The organism is Streptomyces sp. NPDC087901 (genome assembly GCF_044742205.1).
Lineage (GTDB): Bacteria > Actinomycetota > Actinomycetes > Streptomycetales > Streptomycetaceae > Streptomyces.
In genome coordinates, this window is sequence record NZ_JBIUUC010000015.1 from 146,651 (window position 1) to 163,518 (window position 16,868).

The window sequence follows — 16,868 nt, forward strand, 5'->3', positions numbered from 1 at the left end:
GCTCACCCCTCGCATCGATGCAGGTCACGGCGGTATGGCCGGAGCGCTCCACGGCCGGTCGGCCCCAGTTCCCGAACCATCCACGGCTGTCCGCTATCCGGACAGCCGGTTCGGCGGGAACCTCGCGTCTGTTTTACTTGGCGCATGACCACGATGAGCAGCCGCACCCTTGCGACCGAGGCGATCACGACGCCCGGTGCTCGTTGTATGTGTCGAATGCGCGCCTTCTGAGGGCCCACGACTGAGCCTCGCGCCCCGAAGCGAGACCGAGCCCGAGCCGTCCGCACCCAGCGGAACGCGCCTCCCCGCACGCTGCCCCGCGGCCATCGCCGCGTACCGGCCGTGCCGGGACACCCGCTCGGAACGTCCGATCGAAACGTCCGGACAGTCTCACCGGACGAATGCCCCGTGCCCGGCGGACACCGCGCCGCGCACTCGACAGTGACGGAAACCCTGTGATCACCACTACGGGCCTCACGAAGGTCTACCAGTCGCGCGACCGTGAGGTCACCGCCCTGGACGGCGTCGACCTGCACGTCCGTGAGGGCGAGGTGTACGGCGTCATCGGGCAGAGCGGCGCCGGTAAATCCTCCCTCATCCGCTGCGTCAACCTGCTGGAGCGCCCCACCTCCGGCACCGTGACCGTGGCAGGCCAGGACCTCACCGCTCTCGCGGGCCGCGGCCGCCGGGCCGGCAAGGAACTGCGCGAGGCCCGCAGCCGCATCGGCATGGTCTTCCAGCACTTCAACCTGCTGGCCTCCCGCACCGTCCAGGGCAACGTGGAGCTCCCGCTGGAGATCCTCGGAGTCACCGGCCGCGAACGGTCCCGCAAGGCGCTCGAACTCCTCGACCTGGTCGGCCTCGCCGACAAGGCCAAGGCCTACCCGGCGCAGCTCTCCGGCGGCCAGAAGCAGCGCGTCGGTATCGCCCGCGCACTCGCCGGTGACCCCAAGGTGCTGCTCTCCGACGAGGCGACATCGGCCCTGGACCCCGAGACCACCCGCTCCATCCTCCAACTGCTGCGCGACCTCAACCAGCAGCTCGGTCTCACCGTCCTGCTCATCACGCACGAGATGGACGTCGTCAAGACGATCTGCGACTCCGCCGCGCTGATGCAGAAGGGGCGCATCGTCGAGTCCGGAACCGTCGGCGACCTGCTCGCCACCCCCGGCTCCGAACTCGCCCACGAGCTGTTCCCCGTCGGGGGCACCGCCTCCGGCCCCGACCGCACGGTCGTCGACGTCACCTTCCACGGTGACGCGGCCGGCCGGCCGGTGATCTCGCAGCTCTCCCGTACGTACAACATCGACATCTCGATCCTGGGTGCCGCGATGGACACCGTCGGCGGCAAGCAGATCGGCCGGATGCGCATCGAGCTGCCCGGCCGGTTCGAGGAGAACGTCGTCCCGATCGGCTTCCTGCGCGAGCAGGGACTGCAGGCCGAGGTCGTCGACGGCACAGACGCCGAACCCGTCATCATCCCCGCACCGCTCACCAAGGAGGTGGCGAAGTGACCTGGTCCGAAATGCAGCCGCTGCTCACGCAGGGCACCGTCGACACCCTCTACATGGTCCTGTGGTCCGCGGCCGTCACCATCCTGGTCGGACTGCCGCTCGGCGTCCTGCTCGTCCTCACCGACAAGGGCGGACTGCTGCAGAACACCCCGGTGAACAAGGTCATCGGCGTGATCGTGAACATCGGCCGCTCGCTGCCGTTCATCATCCTGCTGATCGCCCTGATCCCCTTCACCACCTGGGTCGTCGGGACCTTCATCGGCCCGACCGCGATGATCGTGCCGCTCGCCGTGGGCGCCATTCCGTTCTTCGCCCGGCTCGTCGAGACGGCGGTGCGCGAGGTCGACCACGGGCTCGTCGAAGCCGTCCAGTCCATGGGTGGCTCCATTCCCACGATCGTCCGCAAGGTCCTGCTGCCGCAGGCGCTGCCGTCCCTCGTCTCCGGTGTCACCACCACCGTCATCGTGCTCATCGGCTACTCCGCGATGGCCGGCGCGGTCGGCGGCGAAGGGCTCGGATCCAAGGCCGTCACCTACGGATTCCAGCGCTTCGACAACCAGTTCATGCTCATCACCGTCGCGCTGCTGATCGTCATCGTGACCGTGATCCAGCTGATCGGCGACGGAGCCGTACGCCTGCTGGCCCGCCGCGGCCGCACCACCTCCTGAGACTTCTCTCCTCCACAAGCCCGCACTCCTTGTCCGGGCGCACCACCATCACCACCGAAAGAGGCACTCTTCGTGCGTAAGAACATCAAGATCACCGCAGCTGCCGCCGCCGCCGCCGCTCTCGCCTTCGGCCTCACCGCCTGCGGCACGGACTCCGACCCGGCGTCCAAGTCCGGGACCGGCGCCAACGCCGACACCTCCAAGGCCCTCGTCGTCGCCGCGTCCCCGACGCCACACGCCGACATCCTGGACTTCGTCAAGAAGAACCTGGCGGAGAAGGCTGGCCTCAAGCTGGAGGTCAAGGAGTTCACGGACTACGTCCTGCCGAACACCGCCACCGAGACCGGCCAGGTCGACGCCAACTTCTTCCAGCACCAGCCCTACCTGGACGACTTCAACAAGAAGAACAACACCCACCTGGTCTCCGTAGGCACCGTCCACCTGGAGCCCCTCGGCCTCTACTCCAAGAAGGTCAAGGACCTGGGCGACATCAAGTCCGGCCAGACCATCGCCGTCCCCAACGACACCACCAACGAGGGCCGTGCGCTCCAGCTCCTCGCCGAGAACGGCCTGATCACCCTCAAGGACGGCGTCGGCACCAGCGCCAAGCTGAGTGACATCACCGACAAGAAGGGCCTGGAGTTCAAGGAGCTGGAGGCCGCAACCGTCCCCCGCGCCCTGAACGACGTGGACGCCGCGGTCATCAACGGCAACTACGCCATCGAGGCCGACCTCAAGCCCGCCAAGGACGCCCTGGTGCTGGAGAAGGCCGACGGCAACCCGTACGCCAACATCATCGCGGTGAAGAAGGGCAACGAGAAGGACGCCCGCGTGGAGAAGCTCGTGAAGCTCCTCCACTCCGACGAGGTCAAGAAGTTCATCGAGGACAACTACCAGGGCTCGGTCATCCCGGCCTTCGGGACCGCAGCCAAGTCCTGACTCCGGCACGGCACTTGTCCGACGAGCCCCGCACACCCCGCCCGGGTGCGCGGGGCTCCGTCGTGCCGACCCGGCCATGCACAAGCTCCGCCCGATGCTGCATGCTGTGCCTTTACACGGTCTTCGGCATGGAGCTGCGCATGACTTCCACCTTTCCGGACATCTCCATCAGCACGGACCGGTTGGTGCTGCGCCCGTTCGACATGGCTGACGTCCCCGCGTACATCGAGATGATGAACGACGAACTCGTCGTCGCCTGGACCGAGGCGCCCCACCCCTACGCCCAGGTGGACGCCGAACGCTGGGTCCGCAGGATCGCCCCTGCGCAACGGACCAAGGGCGACGGCATCGTGCTCGCCGTCACCGAGTTCCTCACCCAGCGCCTCGTCGGCTCGGTCCGGCTGCGCAACACCGACTGGCGCACCCGCGCCACCGAGGCCGCCTACATCACCGCCCCGTGGGCGCGCGGCGAGGGCTACGCGACCGAGGCGGTCCTGGCCCTGGCCCAGTGGCTCTTCCGCGACCAGGCCTTCGAGCGCATCGAACTGCGCACCGCCGCCGACAACACCGCCTCCCAGCAGGTCGCGCAGAAGCTCGGCTGCATCAGCGAGGGAGTCCTGCGCAACGCCCGCATAGCCCGTTCACAGACCGAGGACGGAGGATGGACCGACATCAGGACCGATCTGATCGTCTGGGGCCTGCTTCCCGAGGACCTCGAAGGGGTCGCCGAAGAGCTCGCCGACGCGGGCGGCTACGGCACCTACAACGACTGGAACTGAGAGCATCCGGCTTTCCCGGGGCACCGACGCCGCGCTGGTCCGGACCGGGTAGCCTCACCCTGCCCCACCCCGGGCAACCCACCCCACCTGCGACAACTCCAGGAGACTGACGACAGATGGCCGACCGGGTCACAGTGATCGGCTGGGACGGCTCGCCACTGACCAGAGCGGCCACGGCGGCGCTCTCGGCCGCCACCCTCGTCGCCGGCGCCGCCCACCACCTCGCGCTGCCCGAAGTCCCGCACGGCGCGGAGCGGATCCGCCTCGGCTCCGTCGACCTCGCGGCCCGCCGGATCGCCGGCCACCGCGGCAGCGCCGTGGTCCTCGCCGACGGAGACCCCGGATTCTTCGGTGTCGTCCGCACACTGCGCGCACCCGAGCACGGGCTCGAAGTCGAAGTGGTGCCCGCGGTCTCCTCCGTCGCCACCGCCTTCGCCCGCGCCGGCATGCCGTGGGAGGACGCCCAGACGGTCGTCGCCCACCCCCGCACCCTGCGCCGCGCCGTGAACGTCTGCCGCGCCCACCACAAGGTCGCCGTCCTCACCTCGCCCGGTGCCGGACCCGCCGAACTCGCCCTCCTGCTCGAAGGCGTCCACCGCACTTTCGTCATCTGCGAGGAGCTCGGCACCGACCGCGAACAGGTCACCGTCGTCACCTCCGACGCCGCCGCCGACCACGTCTGGCGCGACCCCAACGTCGTCATCGTCATCGGGGGAGGCCCCGAACAGCGGGCCGAAGGAGCCTGGATCGCCGGCCGCCACCCCGCCTACCCCCAGGGCGTACGTGGCTGGGCGCTGCCCGCCGACGCCTACCGGGGCGCCGGGGCGGACGCCGCGGGCGAGAGCGGCGAGGGCGAGGCCCCCGGTCTCCGCGCCGCCCAACTCGCCCACCTCGGACCCCGGACCGGCGACCTGCTCTGGGACATCGGTTCCGGCAGCGGCGCCCTGGCCGTGGAGGCCGCGCGCTTCGGCGCGGCGGTCCTGGCCGTCGACAGCGACCCGGACGCCTGCGCCCGGACCACCGCGGCCGCCCGGGCCTTCGGAGTCCAGCTCCAGGTCGTCGAGGGCCGGGCCCCGCACGTGCTGGAACGGCTGCCCGAGCCCGACGTGGTGCGGATCGGGGGCGGCGGCGCCCCTGTCGTCATCGCCGTCGCCGACCGCAGGCCCGAGCGGATCGTGACGCACGCGTCGACCCGGGACGAGGCCGAGGCGCTGGGCGCGGCTCTCGCGGAGAACGGTTACACGGTCGCCTGCTCCCTCCTCCAGTCCGTCGAACTCGACACGGCCGCATGGTCGGAGCGCGAACGCACAGTCGTCTTCCTGCTTTCCGCACTGCGTTCGGACCTTGCCCCCTGACCCGGTCGGCATGCGGTGCGAGGTAGGCTGGCCGATCGTTGCACCGCGCCCGGACGTTCGTCGCTTCGTTCGTCAATGTCCGGAAAAGGGGACTGTTTTGGCCCCGGTTGTGGTACGGCAGGACCGGGGGACGCGCAACGTGGCGTAGTCCACAGCGAGCCGTGGCGAAATGAACTGCCGCGGCGGCGAACGGCCGCGAGAATGCAGTATGTCCGCGACCGACTCGTGCCGCGCGGCGCGCCCGCTCGTCCCATGGGACGAGCACCGGCGTGCCGTGTTCGGGCGTCCCGGGCGAAGGGCCGAAGGAGCACTGACGATGGGCGAGGGGTACGCATGAGTGACACCGGCCAGATCCCGGGCGAGGGACTGCCGGAGAACGCAGGCATGGTGGAGCAGACGGGCATCCCCGCCCCGGACGCTTACACCTTCCTCGACCCCTCCGAGCATGCGTCCGAGGACGACGACCTCCTGCTGATGCCGAGCCCCCAGGGCGCCTGGAGCGAACCTCAGACCGGCCAGGCACCACTGCCCGAGCAGGGCGGCGGGTACCAGCCCGGCCCCGCTCCGCAGCCGCAGAACATGTATCAGGACCTCGGCGGGGCGCAGGCCCCGGCCCAGTTCCAGGAGCAGGTCCCGGCGTACGCCATGCAGCGGGCCGCCGAGTCGTTCCACGAGAGCGCCCAGGGAACCCACGAGTCCGGTGGCCGCAACTCCGGGCACGTCGACCTCGGCGGTGTGCGCATCCCGTCGCCCGTCCCCGCACCGGCGCAGGCCCAGGTTCCCGTGGCCCAGGCACCCGTGCGCCGCCCGCTGCACCGCGGCCCGGCATCCGAATCCGGCCCCTCCTACGGTGGTACGTCCGGAGGCGTGGTCCGTTCGCTGGCCGACCGGGGCCCGGCGGGTACGCCGCAGCCGCAGACCCAGCCCCAGATGCAGGCTGCCGTTCAGGCGCCCGCACGGCACGCCGGACCGGCCACCGCCGAACCCGAGTACTTCGAGCTGCCGGCCGACGAGGTCGCCGCGCTCCCGGGACCGCAGCTCGGCGAGATCCCGCCGCAGGGTGCGGGCCAGTGGGCGGCCCAGGCGCCGCAGCACGCCGCCGTGCCGGTCGCGGACCTGGCTGCCGCCACGGACGCCGTGGAGGCGGAGCCGTCGGCACCGGAGGTGACGGAAGCAGAAACGGTCGTCCCGGAGCCGGCCGTTGCGGAAGCGGTGGCCGAGGCGCCCGTGGCCGAGGTGCAGGCGGAGGAGCCCGCGCCGGTGGCGCAGCCCGTCGAGCCGGTAGCCGTCGAGCCGGTGACCGTCCTCGCCGAGGAGCCGGTAACCGCACCCGAGGCGGTCGTGGTCCCGGCCGAGACGCCCGAGGAGGCCCCTCGGGCCGAGGTCCCGGCGGAAGCCGCGCCCGTGCACGTGGCACCGGCCGAGGTCACGCCTGCCGACGCCGTCGCGCCTGCCGAGGCCGTCGCCCCGGTCGAGGCCGTACCCGCCGAGGAGCCGGCCGCCGAAGCCGTGCCTGCCGAGGCCACGCCCGGCGAGGAGCCGGCCGCCGAAGCCCTGCTCGCCCCGGCCGTGCCTGCCGAGACCGGACCCGCCGCGGAAGCGCGGGCCGAGGCGGTCCCCGTCGACGTCGCGGCAGCCGAACAGCCGCCGGTGGAGCCGGTGCCCGACGGAGCGTCCCTGGGCCGGTTCGTGCCCGTGGCCGGCTCGCTGCCGACCACACCCCACCTGGCCCCGACGCCTGTGGCCGAGCCGCAGAAGGAGCCCGTGGCCGTCGTCGCGGAGTCCGGGACGGCCGATGTGACCGAGGCGGCCGAGGAAGCGGTGGCGGTCACCGCAACCACCACCCCGGAACCCGTGGTCGTGGCCGAAGCGGAGACGGGACCCGAGGTCATCGAGACCCCGGACCTCACGGACAGCCACCCGGAGCCCGTACAGCCCGAGGCCGACGAGTCCGAGGCCCCCGAGCCCGCGGCCTTGGCGGCCGAGCCCGTGGAGACCGCCCCGGCCGCTGCTCCCGTAACGGCCGGCGAGCCCGAAGGCTCCGACATCCCGGCGCCGGAGGCCGAAGAGGCGCCCGCCGCCTCGCCGCCCGCCCCCGGCTACGACGACGCCGAGCGCGAGGCCGTACTGCGGGTCATGCGCGAGCGCCGCGACATCCGCAACGGCTTCCGCAGCGACCCCATCCCGCACGAGGTGCTCCTGCGGGTCCTGGAGGCCGCCCACACGGCGCCCAGCGTCGGGCACTCGCAGCCCTGGGACTTCGTCGTCATCCGTTCTGCCGAGACCCGCCGCTCCATGCACGAACTGGCGCAGCGCCAGCGCGAGGCGTACGCGAAGTCGCTCCCCAAGGCACGGGCGAAGCAGTTCAAGGAACTGAAGATCGAGGCGATCGTCGACACCCCGGTCAACATCGTCGTCACGGCTGACCCCACCCGCGGCGGCCGCCACACCCTCGGCCGGCACACCCAGCCGCAGATGGCCCCGTACTCCTCGGCGCTCGCCGTCGAGAACCTCTGGCTCGCCGCACGCGCCGAAGGCCTCGGCGTCGGCTGGGTCAGCTTCTTCGACGAGCGCGAGATGGTCCGTGCCCTGGGGCTGCCCGAGCACCTCGAAGTCGTGGCGTACCTCTGTGTCGGTTACGTCGACGAGTTCCCGGAGGAGCCGGAGCTGATGCAGGCGGGCTGGTCCAAGCGGCGCCCGTTGTCCTGGGTCGTCCACGAGGAGACGTACGGCCGCCGTGCCCTGCCCGGCGAGGAGCCGCACGACCTCCTCCAGGAGACCATCTCCAGCATCCGTCCCCTGGATGCCAAGGCGCTGGGCGAGGCGTGGGAGCGCCAGAAGCGGATGACCAAGCCGGCCGGTGCGCTCGGCATGCTGGAGATCATCTCGGCCCAGCTCTCCGGGCTCTCCCGGATGTGCCCGCCGCCGATCCCGGAGCCGGCGGCCGTCGCGATCTTCGCGGGCGACCACGGCGTGCACGCCCAGGGCGTCACGGCCTGGCCGCAGGAGGTCACCGGCCAGATGGTCGCCAACTTCCTCGGCGGCGGCGCGGTCTGCAACGCATTCGCGGCCCAGGTCGGTGCCGAGGTGTGTGTCGTCGACGTCGGCGTGGCCTCGGAGCTGCCCGCGACACCCGGCCTGCTGCCCCGCAAGGTGCGCGCCGGAACGGCGGACTTCACAACGGGACCCGCGCTCACCCGCGAGGAGGTCCTGGCCGCGATCGAGGTCGGCATCGAGACCGCCCGCGACCTGGTCGCCGCAGGCAACAAGGGCCTGCTGACCGGCGAGATGGGCATCGCCAACACCACGGCGTCGGCCGCCCTGATCTGTGTGTACACGGGGATGGACCCGGCCGAGGTGACCGGCCGCGGCACCGGTATCAACGACGAGATGCACGCCCGCAAGGTCGATGTGGTGCGCCGCGCTCTCGATCTGCACCAGCCGGATCCGGCCGACCCGATCGGCGTACTGGCGGCCGTGGGCGGCCTGGAGCACGCCGCGATGGCCGGGTTCCTGCTCGGCGGTGCCTCACTCCGCACGCCGGTCATCCTCGACGGCGTGAGTGCGGGAGCAGCGGCCCTGGTCGCACGCGCCATCGCGCCGGAGGCCCTGGCGGCCTGCATCGCGGGCCACCGCAGCGCCGAGCCCGGCCACGTCGCCGCGCTCAACAAGCTGGGCCTGCGCCCGCTGGTCGACCTCGACCTCCGCCTCGGCGAGGGCACGGGCGCGCTGCTGGCGCTGCCGATCGTGCAGAGCGCGGCCCGCGCGATGCACGAGGTGGCGACGTTCGACTCGGCAGGCGTCACGGAGAAGTAGCGCAGCCGCGGGGGGATCCGGGGGCGCTGCCCCCGTCCCCCCGCTCCTCAATCGCCGGAGGGGCCCAGATTGTGGCCGGGGCGGAACCCCGGTTACGGGAAGGGACGGGGAGGGGAACAGGTCGGCCGCCAGGCGTCCACGCCCGCCACCCGCCACCCGCCACCCGCCAAGCGCCCACGCCAGCCACCCGTCGCCCCGCACCCCGTATCGTGGCCCCAGCTCAACCCCGCCCCACGACACCGCACGTCACAGCCGCTCCACCGCCGCAGCGGCCGCAGCCCCCGCATCGCACGAGGAGCCCGCACCGCCATGGCCGAGCACGTCGATCACCCCGCCTACCCCGTCGGACTGCGCCTGAGCGGGCGCCGCGTAGTCGTCGTCGGCGGCGGCCAGGTCGCGCAGCGCCGCCTCCCCGCCCTCATCGCGGCCGGCGCCGACATCGTCCTCGTTTCGCCGTTCGCCACCCCGTCCGTCGAGGCGATGGCGGACGCCGGCGAGATCCGCTGGGAGCGCCGCCCTTACGCCGAAGGCGACCTGGCCGATACCTGGTACGCCCTCATCGCATCCGACGACGCGGCGGCCAACGACACCGCGTCCGCCGAGGCCGAGCGCACCCGCACCTGGTGCGTCCGCAGCGACAACGCGGACGCGGCCACCGCCTGGACCCCCGCCACCGGCCGCAGCGAGGGCGTGACGGTCGCGGTGCTGACCACCGACGCGCACGGCCGGGACCCGCGCCACTCCGCCGCCGTCCGCGACGCCATCGTCGAGGGCCTGCGCGACGGCACCCTCGCCGCCCCCCACCACCGCACCCGGGCCCCCGGCGTCTCTCTGGTCGGCGGCGGACCCGGCGACCCGGACCTGATCACCGTGCGCGGCCGCCGCCTCCTCGCCGAGGCCGACGTCGTCATCGCGGACCGGCTCGGCCCGCGCGACCTGCTCGACGAACTCCCGCCGCACGTCGAGGTGATCGACGCCGCCAAGATCCCGTACGGCCGCTACATGGCGCAGGAGGCGATCAACAACGCGCTGATCGAGCACGCCAAGGCGGGCAAGGCGGTCGTCCGGCTCAAGGGCGGCGACCCGTTCGTCTTCGGGCGCGGCATGGAGGAGGCCCAGGCGCTCGCGGCCGAAGGCATCCCGTGCACCGTCGTCCCGGGCATCTCCAGCTCGATCTCGGTGCCCGGAGCCGCCGGCATCCCCGTCACCCACCGCGGTGTCGCCCATGAGTTCACCGTGGTCAGCGGCCACGTGGCCCCCGACGACGAGCGTTCGCTGGTCGACTGGGAGGCCCTCGCCCGGCTGCGCGGCACCCTTGTGCTCCTGATGGCCGTCGACAAGATCGGCGCCATCGCCCGCGCGCTCATTGCCCACGGCAAGTCTCCCCGGACCCCGGTCGCACTGGTCCAGGAAGGGACCACGGCCGCCCAGCGCCGTGTCGACGCGACGCTCGAGACGGTCGCCGAGCGAGCCGCTGCCGAGGACGTCCGCCCGCCCGCCGTCATCGTCATCGGCGATGTCGTCGCGGTCGGCGTCGAGGCGGCCGTACGAACTGCAGAGTAACCATCGGTAACGGATCTTTCTCCAGACCGTTGGCACCACACACCGGACAAGGCAGTATCAACCTGTGGCTGATCTCATCACCGTCGACGATCCCGACGACCCCCGCCTGAGCGACTACATCGGTCTGACCGACGTCGAGCTCCGGCGCAGGCGAGAGCCCGCCGAGGGCCTCTTCATCGCCGAGGGGGAGAAGGTGATCAGACGCGCCAGGCACGCCGGGTACGAGATGCGCTCCATGCTGCTCTCGGCGAAGTGGGTCGACCTGATGCGGGACGTGATCGACGAGGTTCCGGCGCCGGTCTACGCGGTCAGCCCCGAACTGGCCGAACGCGTCACCGGCTACCACGTGCATCGCGGAGCCCTCGCCTCCATGCAGCGCAAGCCGCTGCCGACAGCCGACGAACTACTCCGCACGATCCGTCGCACGGACGGCGCGGAGGCCGTCGACGACCAGACGGACACCGGCGCGACATCGCCCCAGGGTCCACAGGAACGTGCTGGGCAACGTCGTATCGCGATCTTCGAGGACATCGTCGATCATGCCAATCTGGGCGCGGCCTTCCGTAACGCGGCGGCTCTGGGCGTGGACGCCGTATTCCTCACCCCGCGCTGCGCCGACCCCCTTTACCGGCGGGCTGTGAAGGTGTCCATGGGGGCTGTTCTCGCTGTGCCGTACGCCAGGTTCGAGTCATGGCCGCGTGACGCCGATGTCATCCGGAAGGACGGCTTCGTGCTCGCGGCCCTCGCCATCTCGGCGAGTTCCATCACTCTCGACGAGCTCGCCGGCCGCCGTCACGAGAAGCTTGCCCTGATGCTGGGCACGGAGGGGGAGGGGCTGTCGGCCGGGGCGCTACTGGCCGCCGACGAGCATGTGCGCATCCCGATGGATGCCGGTGTCGACTCCCTGAACGTGGCCGCTGCCTCTGCCGTCGCCTTCTACGCCACCCGGGCGACGTCCGGCTGACCGTCCCGAAGCCGAGGATCGTGACCGTGCCACGAGCTCCTGGGTGATGGCCCAAGCTCGCAGGAACGCCGCGGCGACCCGGCGGCCTACTCGGCCTGTGTCCGGACCCAGGACAGCAGACCCCCGAGCGCCGCGAACAGGGTCAGGAACCCGGCGACCGGGACGGTGCCGACGCCGTCCTCGACCACATGGCCCCCGAGGAAGATCCAGGTCATCGCACCGATCATGACCAGCAGATGGTTGCCGCGCTCCCTCAGCACCCGCATTCCCGCCCACAGCAGCAAGGGCATGGACAGCACCCCGGCGACTCCCGCAAGCAGCAACTCCAGGAACCCCCCGCCGAGCAACGCGTCCTGGTCGGCCGCTGCCACACCGAACGCCCACTCCCTGCAGGACGTCCAGATCTCATAGCAGCCGACGGCGGACACCGCAGATACGGCAACGCCCTTCACCCAGCGGGCAGTCCTGCGGTTCGTCATGGCGTCGCCCTTCCCCACGTCGTTCGGCGGGCCTGGCCAACTCTTCGTACGGTTGGCACAACTCGGGCCGACCGAAGCATGGCCGCATCGGCCCATCGTCTGACGCCATCGCTCCAACTCGGCGATCAGACGGAGCTGTTGGCCGATCAGCGTAGACGCTTCGCAGCATCTTCGGCGAAGGTGAGTGCCCGTACCCGGGTGATCGGGCCACCACCTCTGCCGGACCGGCACAGCCACGACCTGTGCCGACCCGGCACAGCCACGACCTGTGCCGGTCCGGCACCATGTGTTCCCGTACGGCGGCCGATGTTGTTGTCGGCGTTGCGCGGTGCGCTGTCGCCCCGGCCCGGTGCGGCCTGCGGCTCGTGGGCGGCGAGAGGGAGTCGGTGACCGGGGTGGGGGGCGGCCCAGTGCCGCACCTCGTACGGGATCCGGGCCGGCGAGACTGCCTGCATATCCGGAACGGTCGCCGAGGACCACATGTGGATCGCGGTGGACGGCCCTTGTCCGGAGACCGCCGGCATCATCCCGCCCGTCGCGTGCCTTGAGCGATATCCGTCCTCAGGCCGACGAGGTGAACGAGACGGGCGTTCACCACGTCGTTGACGCCGGCACTGTGGCACCGCGTTCGCCGCAGCGTGCGGCTACTTCTCGCCCTGGACCTGGACCTGGTTCTGCCCCTGGTCCTGACCCGCGCCGAGACCACGGGCCGGCCCCTGGCATCCCTGAGCCGCCGCGATACCCAGCGCCACCAGCAGCGTCACCACGACGAAGACCACCAACCGCTGCCGCAGCAGCCGCGGATTGGCAGGACGCCGGCCGGTCGACGTCGAGCGTGTGCCGGGCCGGGTACCGGGCCTGCCGTTCGTCCCGACCGCGCCCTGAGGCCTCTTGCCCGAACGTGTCGTATTGCGCGGCTGCTGCGGTGCGGGCCGCGAACCCCCCGTGCGGGGCGACGCCGGGCGCGGCGCCGCCTGCCGGCTCTGCGGCCGGGACACCGGAGCGGGGCCGGGCGCACGACGCGTCTGCTGTTCGGTGTACGGGCCGTCCAGGCGCCCCGTCGGCCGGTCGGCCTCCTGCGCCGAACGCTGGGCGGGCGGCCGGCTCTCGTGCAGACCCTGTGCTTCCCGCGCCGCGATCTCCTTGAGCCGCATGGAGAGTTGCAGCGTGCTGGGCCGCTCCTCCGGGTCCTTCGCCAGACAGGCGCTCACCAGCGGAGCGAGCGCGTCGTGCACGTCGTACAGCTGAGGCTCCTCGTGCACCACGCGGTACAGCATCACCTCGGAACTGCCGTGCCCGAAAGGCGAATCGGCCATGGCCGCGTACGCCAGCGTGGCACCGAGGGAGAAGACGTCCGTCGCGGGCGTCACCGCCGCGCCCCGCACCTGTTCGGGCGCGAGGAAGCCGGGCGAGCCCACCGCCGTACCCACGTGCGTGAGCGTGGACGCTCCGGTCGCCCAGGCGATCCCGAAGTCGATGATCCTCGGGCCCTTGGGGGACAGGAGGATGTTCGACGGCTTCAGGTCACGGTGGACGACACCGGCCTCGTGCACCGCCACCAGCCCCTCGGAGAGCGCGGCCCCGATCGAGGCCACCTCCGCGGCCGACAGCGGACCCTCCTCGGCCACCTTGTCGTGCAGCGAGGGCCCCGGAACGTACTGCGTCGCGAACCACGGGCGGTCCGCCTCCAGGTCCGCGGCGACCAGGCGTGCCGTACAGCCGCCGCGGATCCGCCGGGCGGCGGACACCTCGCGCGCGAACCGTGAACGGAACTCCTGATCCTCGGCCAGGTCGGGCCGGATCACCTTCAGCGCCACCCGCTGGCCCCGCCGGTCCGAGCCGAGGTAGACGACACCCATGCCGCCCGCCCCGAGTCGCCGGTGCAGCCTGAACGAGCCGACGACACGCGGGTCCTCGCGCCGGAGCCGCATCATCGCCATGTCTGCCCATCCCCGCTGCCTGGTCCGCCTGACGAGGCACAGCTTACGTACCCGCCGCCCGGGGTGCTCAGAGGCCGCGCCCTCGCCGGAGAATCGATTGTCAGTGCCGGGTGGGAAACTTGAGGAGTGGTCAGGGAGCCGCGGATCCCGGCTCCCCGGCCCGTGCGAGATCTCAAAGGTCCGTCGCAGAAGGGGGATTGGATCAATGAAGGGCGATCGAGTCGAGATAGTCGTGGACGCCGGAGACACGACCCGAACCTACGAAGTAGTGGCCTCCAGGGCAGGGCGCAGGGTGGAGACCGCGGTCCGCCGCGGGGTGGTCGAAGTGAGTGAAGTCACGCGGAGCGGGTCGGTGGTGCGCACCGCCCGCTTCATGGCGACCAGGGTGCTCGCCCTGGTCGAACAACCGGTTCCCAGGGAGGACGACTCCGAGCGTCCCCTCCGGGATGACCCCAACGTCCGGTAGACCGGTCTCCACCCAGGGGAGTAGCCGACCGCTCACGGCTCATCCTCCGGGAGGCCCGGCATTCGGTACGCGGGCATGACGCCGCCCGCTTCCCGGATCCCTAATGTTGAAGTCAAGCGGCGGGCGTTGCACTCGTCCCCCGAGGTCACACGCCCGCCGCTCCATATTCAGGTCAGGAGAGGAATCATGGCGGACACGGCAGCGCGGACGATGATCCGCACGCAGGGACGCAGGGCCTATGCCTCGTTCGGCAGCCGCCCGTCGTCCGGCAAGCGTCACCCGTTGGTGGCGACGGCCATGGTTCTTCCTCTGGCGGCCCTGCTCGCAGTCGTCTTCGGCGGCTGGGACGCAGTGGTCACACAAGCGTCGTCCGTGGGCGTGATGCTGGGGCGCTGAGCGGCGCCCCGGGTCCGGGAGAGCGGTCCGGACCGGGACATCCGGCCAACAACCCCGTGGGGACGGGGGTGCGGCGGACGGCAGCGTTTGTCCGGTCAGCTGGGGAGCTGACCGGACATCGCGCTGTCCGGGGCCGTGCGGCCACGGTCCGATGCCGCGTGACCGGGAGCTGTGGATCCGGAGACCCGGAGATAGACCTTGGGATCCCGGGATCCCGGGATCCTGAGACCGGGGACCCGGAGACCTGGGGCAAGGGAGCCCCGGAGCCCTGACCCGGAGACCCGCCCGGCTCCGGAGGCGTACACCCCCGTCCGCCGGTCGGCCGGCGCGATCCGCGTACGCTCTGCGGCGGGTGCGGCGCCGGCCGGGCCCGCCGATCCTGTGCCACCGGGGGAGTCCGTGACCACCGCAGTCATACGTGCGCTGGGCGCCCTGGCCCATGAAGCGGCCCACGCCCGTCCCGGGCCCCGGTGTACCTGCCCGCCGCCGGCCGTCCTCGCGGACCGTGCGGACGGCACCGTCGTCCGCTGCGGCCCCGTCGTCGCCAAGGCCCACGCCGCCGGTACGGACACTGCCGCGCTGTCCCTGCGTCTCGGCCTGGCCGCCGACCCCGGCCTGGCCGGCGTCCTGCTCGCCCCCCTCCTTGTCCCGCCCGCCGCGGGACCGGCGGTGTCCGGCGCCGCCTCGCCGTACCTCACCGAGCTGCACGGCCGCCCGGTCACCCTGTGGCCCTACGGGGAGCCCGTGGACGCGGGCGACCCCGACACGGCGCCATGGGAGGAGGCGGCCGTCCTGCTGGCCCGCCTTCACCGCGCCCGTCCGGTGCCGGTTCAGCCCGGCCCCGGCGCACCGCACGTACGGGCGACGCCACCCGTGCTGCCCGCCATGAGGGGCCCGGCGAAGGCCGCGCTCGCCGTGGCCCGGATGCGGGCGGCCCGGCCGGGCGATCGGGCCCATGCCTCCGTGCTCGCAGCCTGGCGCGGGCTGCCGCCCTGGGTGCGGGACGAGGCGCCCGCTCCCGCGCACCGTGCGCACGTCCTCTGCCACGGTGATCTGCACCTGGGCCAGCTCGTCCGGCACTCCGCGCCGCACGGTGCGTGGCTGCTGATCGACGTCGACGACTCGGGACCGGGCGACCCCGCCTGGGACCTCGCGCGGCCCGCCGCCTGGTACGCGGCCGGGCTGCTGCCCCCCGAGGTCTGGTTCCGCTTCCTGGGCGCCTACCGGGCCGCGGGCGGCCCCGCGGTACGTGCCGACGGCGACCCATGGCCCGAGCTGGACCTCGCGGCCCGCGCCCTGACCGTACAGACGGCGGCGCTGGCCCTCGCCAAGTCCGCGGCGGAGCACAGGGCTCCGGATGAGGTGGAACAGGTGATGATCGATGCCTGTGCCCGAATTGCCGCTCTCCCGCCCGAGTTGGCCGCCGGTCAGTCGTCGTAGGGTGAACCGACCGCCGCCGGGCATGCATTCCGGCGACGGCTAACCGACGGCGAGGAGTGAGCCCGCAGATGCAGTGTCCCAAGTGCCACGCACAGATGCAGACGTACAACCGCAACGGCATTCAGATCGAGCAGTGCAGCGGCTGCCGGGGGATATTCCTGGACTACGGCGAGCTGGAGTCCCTGACCCGCATCGAGGCGCAGTGGACGCAGCAGGCTCCGCCGGCGCCGCCCGCCCCGCAGCAGGCCTACCCGGCCGCCCCCGCGCCCGCCTGGGGCGCCCCGCAGCAGCACCACGGTGGACACCACCAGGGCCACTACCGGCAGAAGAGCTTCGGCCGGATGCTCTTCTCGTCCTGATCCGGACCGCCCTGTGCCCGCGGCCCGGACGGAGCGTGTCCTGGCCGCGGGCACAGGCACCTGCGGCAACGACGAAGCCCCGGTCGTCGAGACGACCGGGGCTTCGGGCTGTGCGCGATACTGGGATTGAACCAGTGACCTCTTCCGTGTCAGGGAAGCGCTCTCCCGCTGAGCTAATCGCGCAGGGTGA

Annotated in this window: 15 protein-coding genes and 1 tRNA gene; 12 read left to right on the forward strand and 4 right to left on the reverse strand. The window is 72.0% G+C overall.

Annotation, left to right across the window (positions count from 1 at the left end; translation table 11 throughout):
- The first annotated feature begins 455 nt into the window (after positions 1–455).
- The 8 genes from ACIOEW_RS33790 to ACIOEW_RS33825 all read left to right on the forward strand — a co-directional run bounded on the left by ACIOEW_RS33790 (position 456) and on the right by ACIOEW_RS33825 (position 11,598).
- Positions 456–1,514 (forward strand): ATP-binding cassette domain-containing protein, encoded by a 1,059-nt coding sequence (locus tag ACIOEW_RS33790; RefSeq protein ID WP_362549646.1) that lies wholly within the window; start codon positions 456–458, stop codon positions 1,512–1,514.
- Entirely contained in the window at positions 1,511–2,182 is a 672-nt protein-coding gene (locus ACIOEW_RS33795; RefSeq protein ID WP_362549643.1) for a methionine ABC transporter permease, read from the forward strand. Before ACIOEW_RS33790 ends, ACIOEW_RS33795 begins: the two co-directional genes overlap by 4 nt.
- Positions 2,183–2,254: 72 nt before the next feature.
- A complete protein-coding gene (locus tag ACIOEW_RS33800) occupies positions 2,255–3,121 on the forward strand; it encodes a MetQ/NlpA family ABC transporter substrate-binding protein (RefSeq protein WP_401968676.1) in 867 nt (288 codons plus the stop codon).
- Positions 3,122–3,222: 101 nt separating this feature from the next.
- Positions 3,223–3,900, forward strand: coding sequence for a GNAT family N-acetyltransferase (locus ACIOEW_RS33805; RefSeq protein ID WP_362549637.1), 678 nt, complete (start codon positions 3,223–3,225; stop codon positions 3,898–3,900).
- 116 nt (positions 3,901–4,016) lie between these two features.
- Positions 4,017–5,255, forward strand: coding sequence for a precorrin-6y C5,15-methyltransferase (decarboxylating) subunit CbiE (gene cbiE / locus ACIOEW_RS33810; protein ID WP_401968678.1), 1,239 nt, complete (start codon positions 4,017–4,019; stop codon positions 5,253–5,255).
- A gap of 333 nt (positions 5,256–5,588) precedes the next feature.
- On the forward strand, positions 5,589–9,071 hold the full coding sequence (gene cobT, locus ACIOEW_RS33815) for a nicotinate-nucleotide--dimethylbenzimidazole phosphoribosyltransferase (protein ID WP_401968680.1): 3,483 nt from the start codon (positions 5,589–5,591) through the stop codon (positions 9,069–9,071).
- A gap of 309 nt (positions 9,072–9,380) precedes the next feature.
- Complete coding sequence (cobA, locus tag ACIOEW_RS33820) at positions 9,381–10,634, forward strand: uroporphyrinogen-III C-methyltransferase (RefSeq protein WP_362549629.1); 1,254 nt, start codon at positions 9,381–9,383, stop codon at positions 10,632–10,634.
- 64 nt (positions 10,635–10,698) lie between these two features.
- On the forward strand, positions 10,699–11,598 hold the full coding sequence (locus ACIOEW_RS33825; RefSeq protein ID WP_401968683.1) for a TrmH family RNA methyltransferase: 900 nt from the start codon (positions 10,699–10,701) through the stop codon (positions 11,596–11,598).
- An 86-nt stretch (positions 11,599–11,684) separates the two neighbouring features.
- On the opposite strand, the gene ACIOEW_RS33830 is transcribed toward ACIOEW_RS33825, so the two are convergent.
- From ACIOEW_RS33830 to ACIOEW_RS33840, 3 genes are all read right to left on the reverse strand, one after another.
- Positions 11,685–12,077, reverse strand: coding sequence for a hypothetical protein (locus tag ACIOEW_RS33830; RefSeq protein ID WP_362549622.1), 393 nt, complete (start codon positions 12,075–12,077; stop codon positions 11,685–11,687).
- A 146-nt stretch (positions 12,078–12,223) separates the two neighbouring features.
- Positions 12,224–12,532 (reverse strand): hypothetical protein, encoded by a 309-nt coding sequence (locus ACIOEW_RS33835; RefSeq protein ID WP_401968686.1) that lies wholly within the window; start codon positions 12,530–12,532, stop codon positions 12,224–12,226.
- 189 nt (positions 12,533–12,721) lie between these two features.
- Entirely contained in the window at positions 12,722–14,017 is a 1,296-nt protein-coding gene (locus ACIOEW_RS33840) for a protein kinase (protein WP_401968689.1), read from the reverse strand.
- A gap of 205 nt (positions 14,018–14,222) precedes the next feature.
- Between ACIOEW_RS33840 and ACIOEW_RS33845 the strand changes: the two genes are divergently transcribed.
- From ACIOEW_RS33845 to ACIOEW_RS33860, 4 genes are all read left to right on the forward strand, one after another.
- A complete protein-coding gene (locus tag ACIOEW_RS33845) occupies positions 14,223–14,483 on the forward strand; it encodes a hypothetical protein (protein ID WP_362549616.1) in 261 nt (86 codons plus the stop codon).
- Between the two features lie 186 nt (positions 14,484–14,669).
- Complete coding sequence (locus tag ACIOEW_RS33850) at positions 14,670–14,879, forward strand: hypothetical protein (RefSeq protein ID WP_362549613.1); 210 nt, start codon at positions 14,670–14,672, stop codon at positions 14,877–14,879.
- A 399-nt stretch (positions 14,880–15,278) separates the two neighbouring features.
- Positions 15,279–16,319 carry a phosphotransferase gene (locus ACIOEW_RS33855; protein ID WP_401968692.1) on the forward strand — a complete coding sequence of 347 codons (1,041 nt, stop codon included), beginning with the start codon at positions 15,279–15,281 and terminating at the stop codon, positions 16,317–16,319.
- Between the two features lie 68 nt (positions 16,320–16,387).
- Complete coding sequence (locus tag ACIOEW_RS33860; protein WP_362549608.1) at positions 16,388–16,678, forward strand: zf-TFIIB domain-containing protein; 291 nt, start codon at positions 16,388–16,390, stop codon at positions 16,676–16,678.
- Positions 16,679–16,789: 111 nt separating this feature from the next.
- Here ACIOEW_RS33860 and ACIOEW_RS33865 read toward each other — a convergent pair.
- A tRNA-Val gene (locus tag ACIOEW_RS33865) sits at positions 16,790–16,861 on the reverse strand.
- Positions 16,862–16,868: the final 7 nt, after the last annotated feature.

Coding starts and splice junctions, on each gene's coding strand:
- ACIOEW_RS33805 (WP_362549637.1), top strand. CDS start 3,223: ATGCTGTGCCTTTACACGGTCTTCGGCATGGAGCTGCGCATGACTTCC.
- cbiE (WP_401968678.1), top strand. CDS start 4,017: ATGGCCGACCGGGTCACAGTGATCGGCTGGGACGGCTCGCCACTGACC.
- cobT (WP_401968680.1), top strand. CDS start 5,589: ATGAGTGACACCGGCCAGATCCCGGGCGAGGGACTGCCGGAGAACGCA.
- cobA (WP_362549629.1), top strand. CDS start 9,381: ATGGCCGAGCACGTCGATCACCCCGCCTACCCCGTCGGACTGCGCCTG.
- ACIOEW_RS33830 (WP_362549622.1), bottom strand. CDS start 12,077: ATGACGAACCGCAGGACTGCCCGCTGGGTGAAGGGCGTTGCCGTATCT.
- ACIOEW_RS33835 (WP_401968686.1), bottom strand. CDS start 12,532: ATGCAGGCAGTCTCGCCGGCCCGGATCCCGTACGAGGTGCGGCACTGG.
- ACIOEW_RS33840 (WP_401968689.1), bottom strand. CDS start 14,017: ATGGCGATGATGCGGCTCCGGCGCGAGGACCCGCGTGTCGTCGGCTCG.
- ACIOEW_RS33845 (WP_362549616.1), top strand. CDS start 14,223: ATGAAGGGCGATCGAGTCGAGATAGTCGTGGACGCCGGAGACACGACC.
- ACIOEW_RS33850 (WP_362549613.1), top strand. CDS start 14,670: ATGGCGGACACGGCAGCGCGGACGATGATCCGCACGCAGGGACGCAGG.
- ACIOEW_RS33860 (WP_362549608.1), top strand. CDS start 16,388: ATGCAGTGTCCCAAGTGCCACGCACAGATGCAGACGTACAACCGCAAC.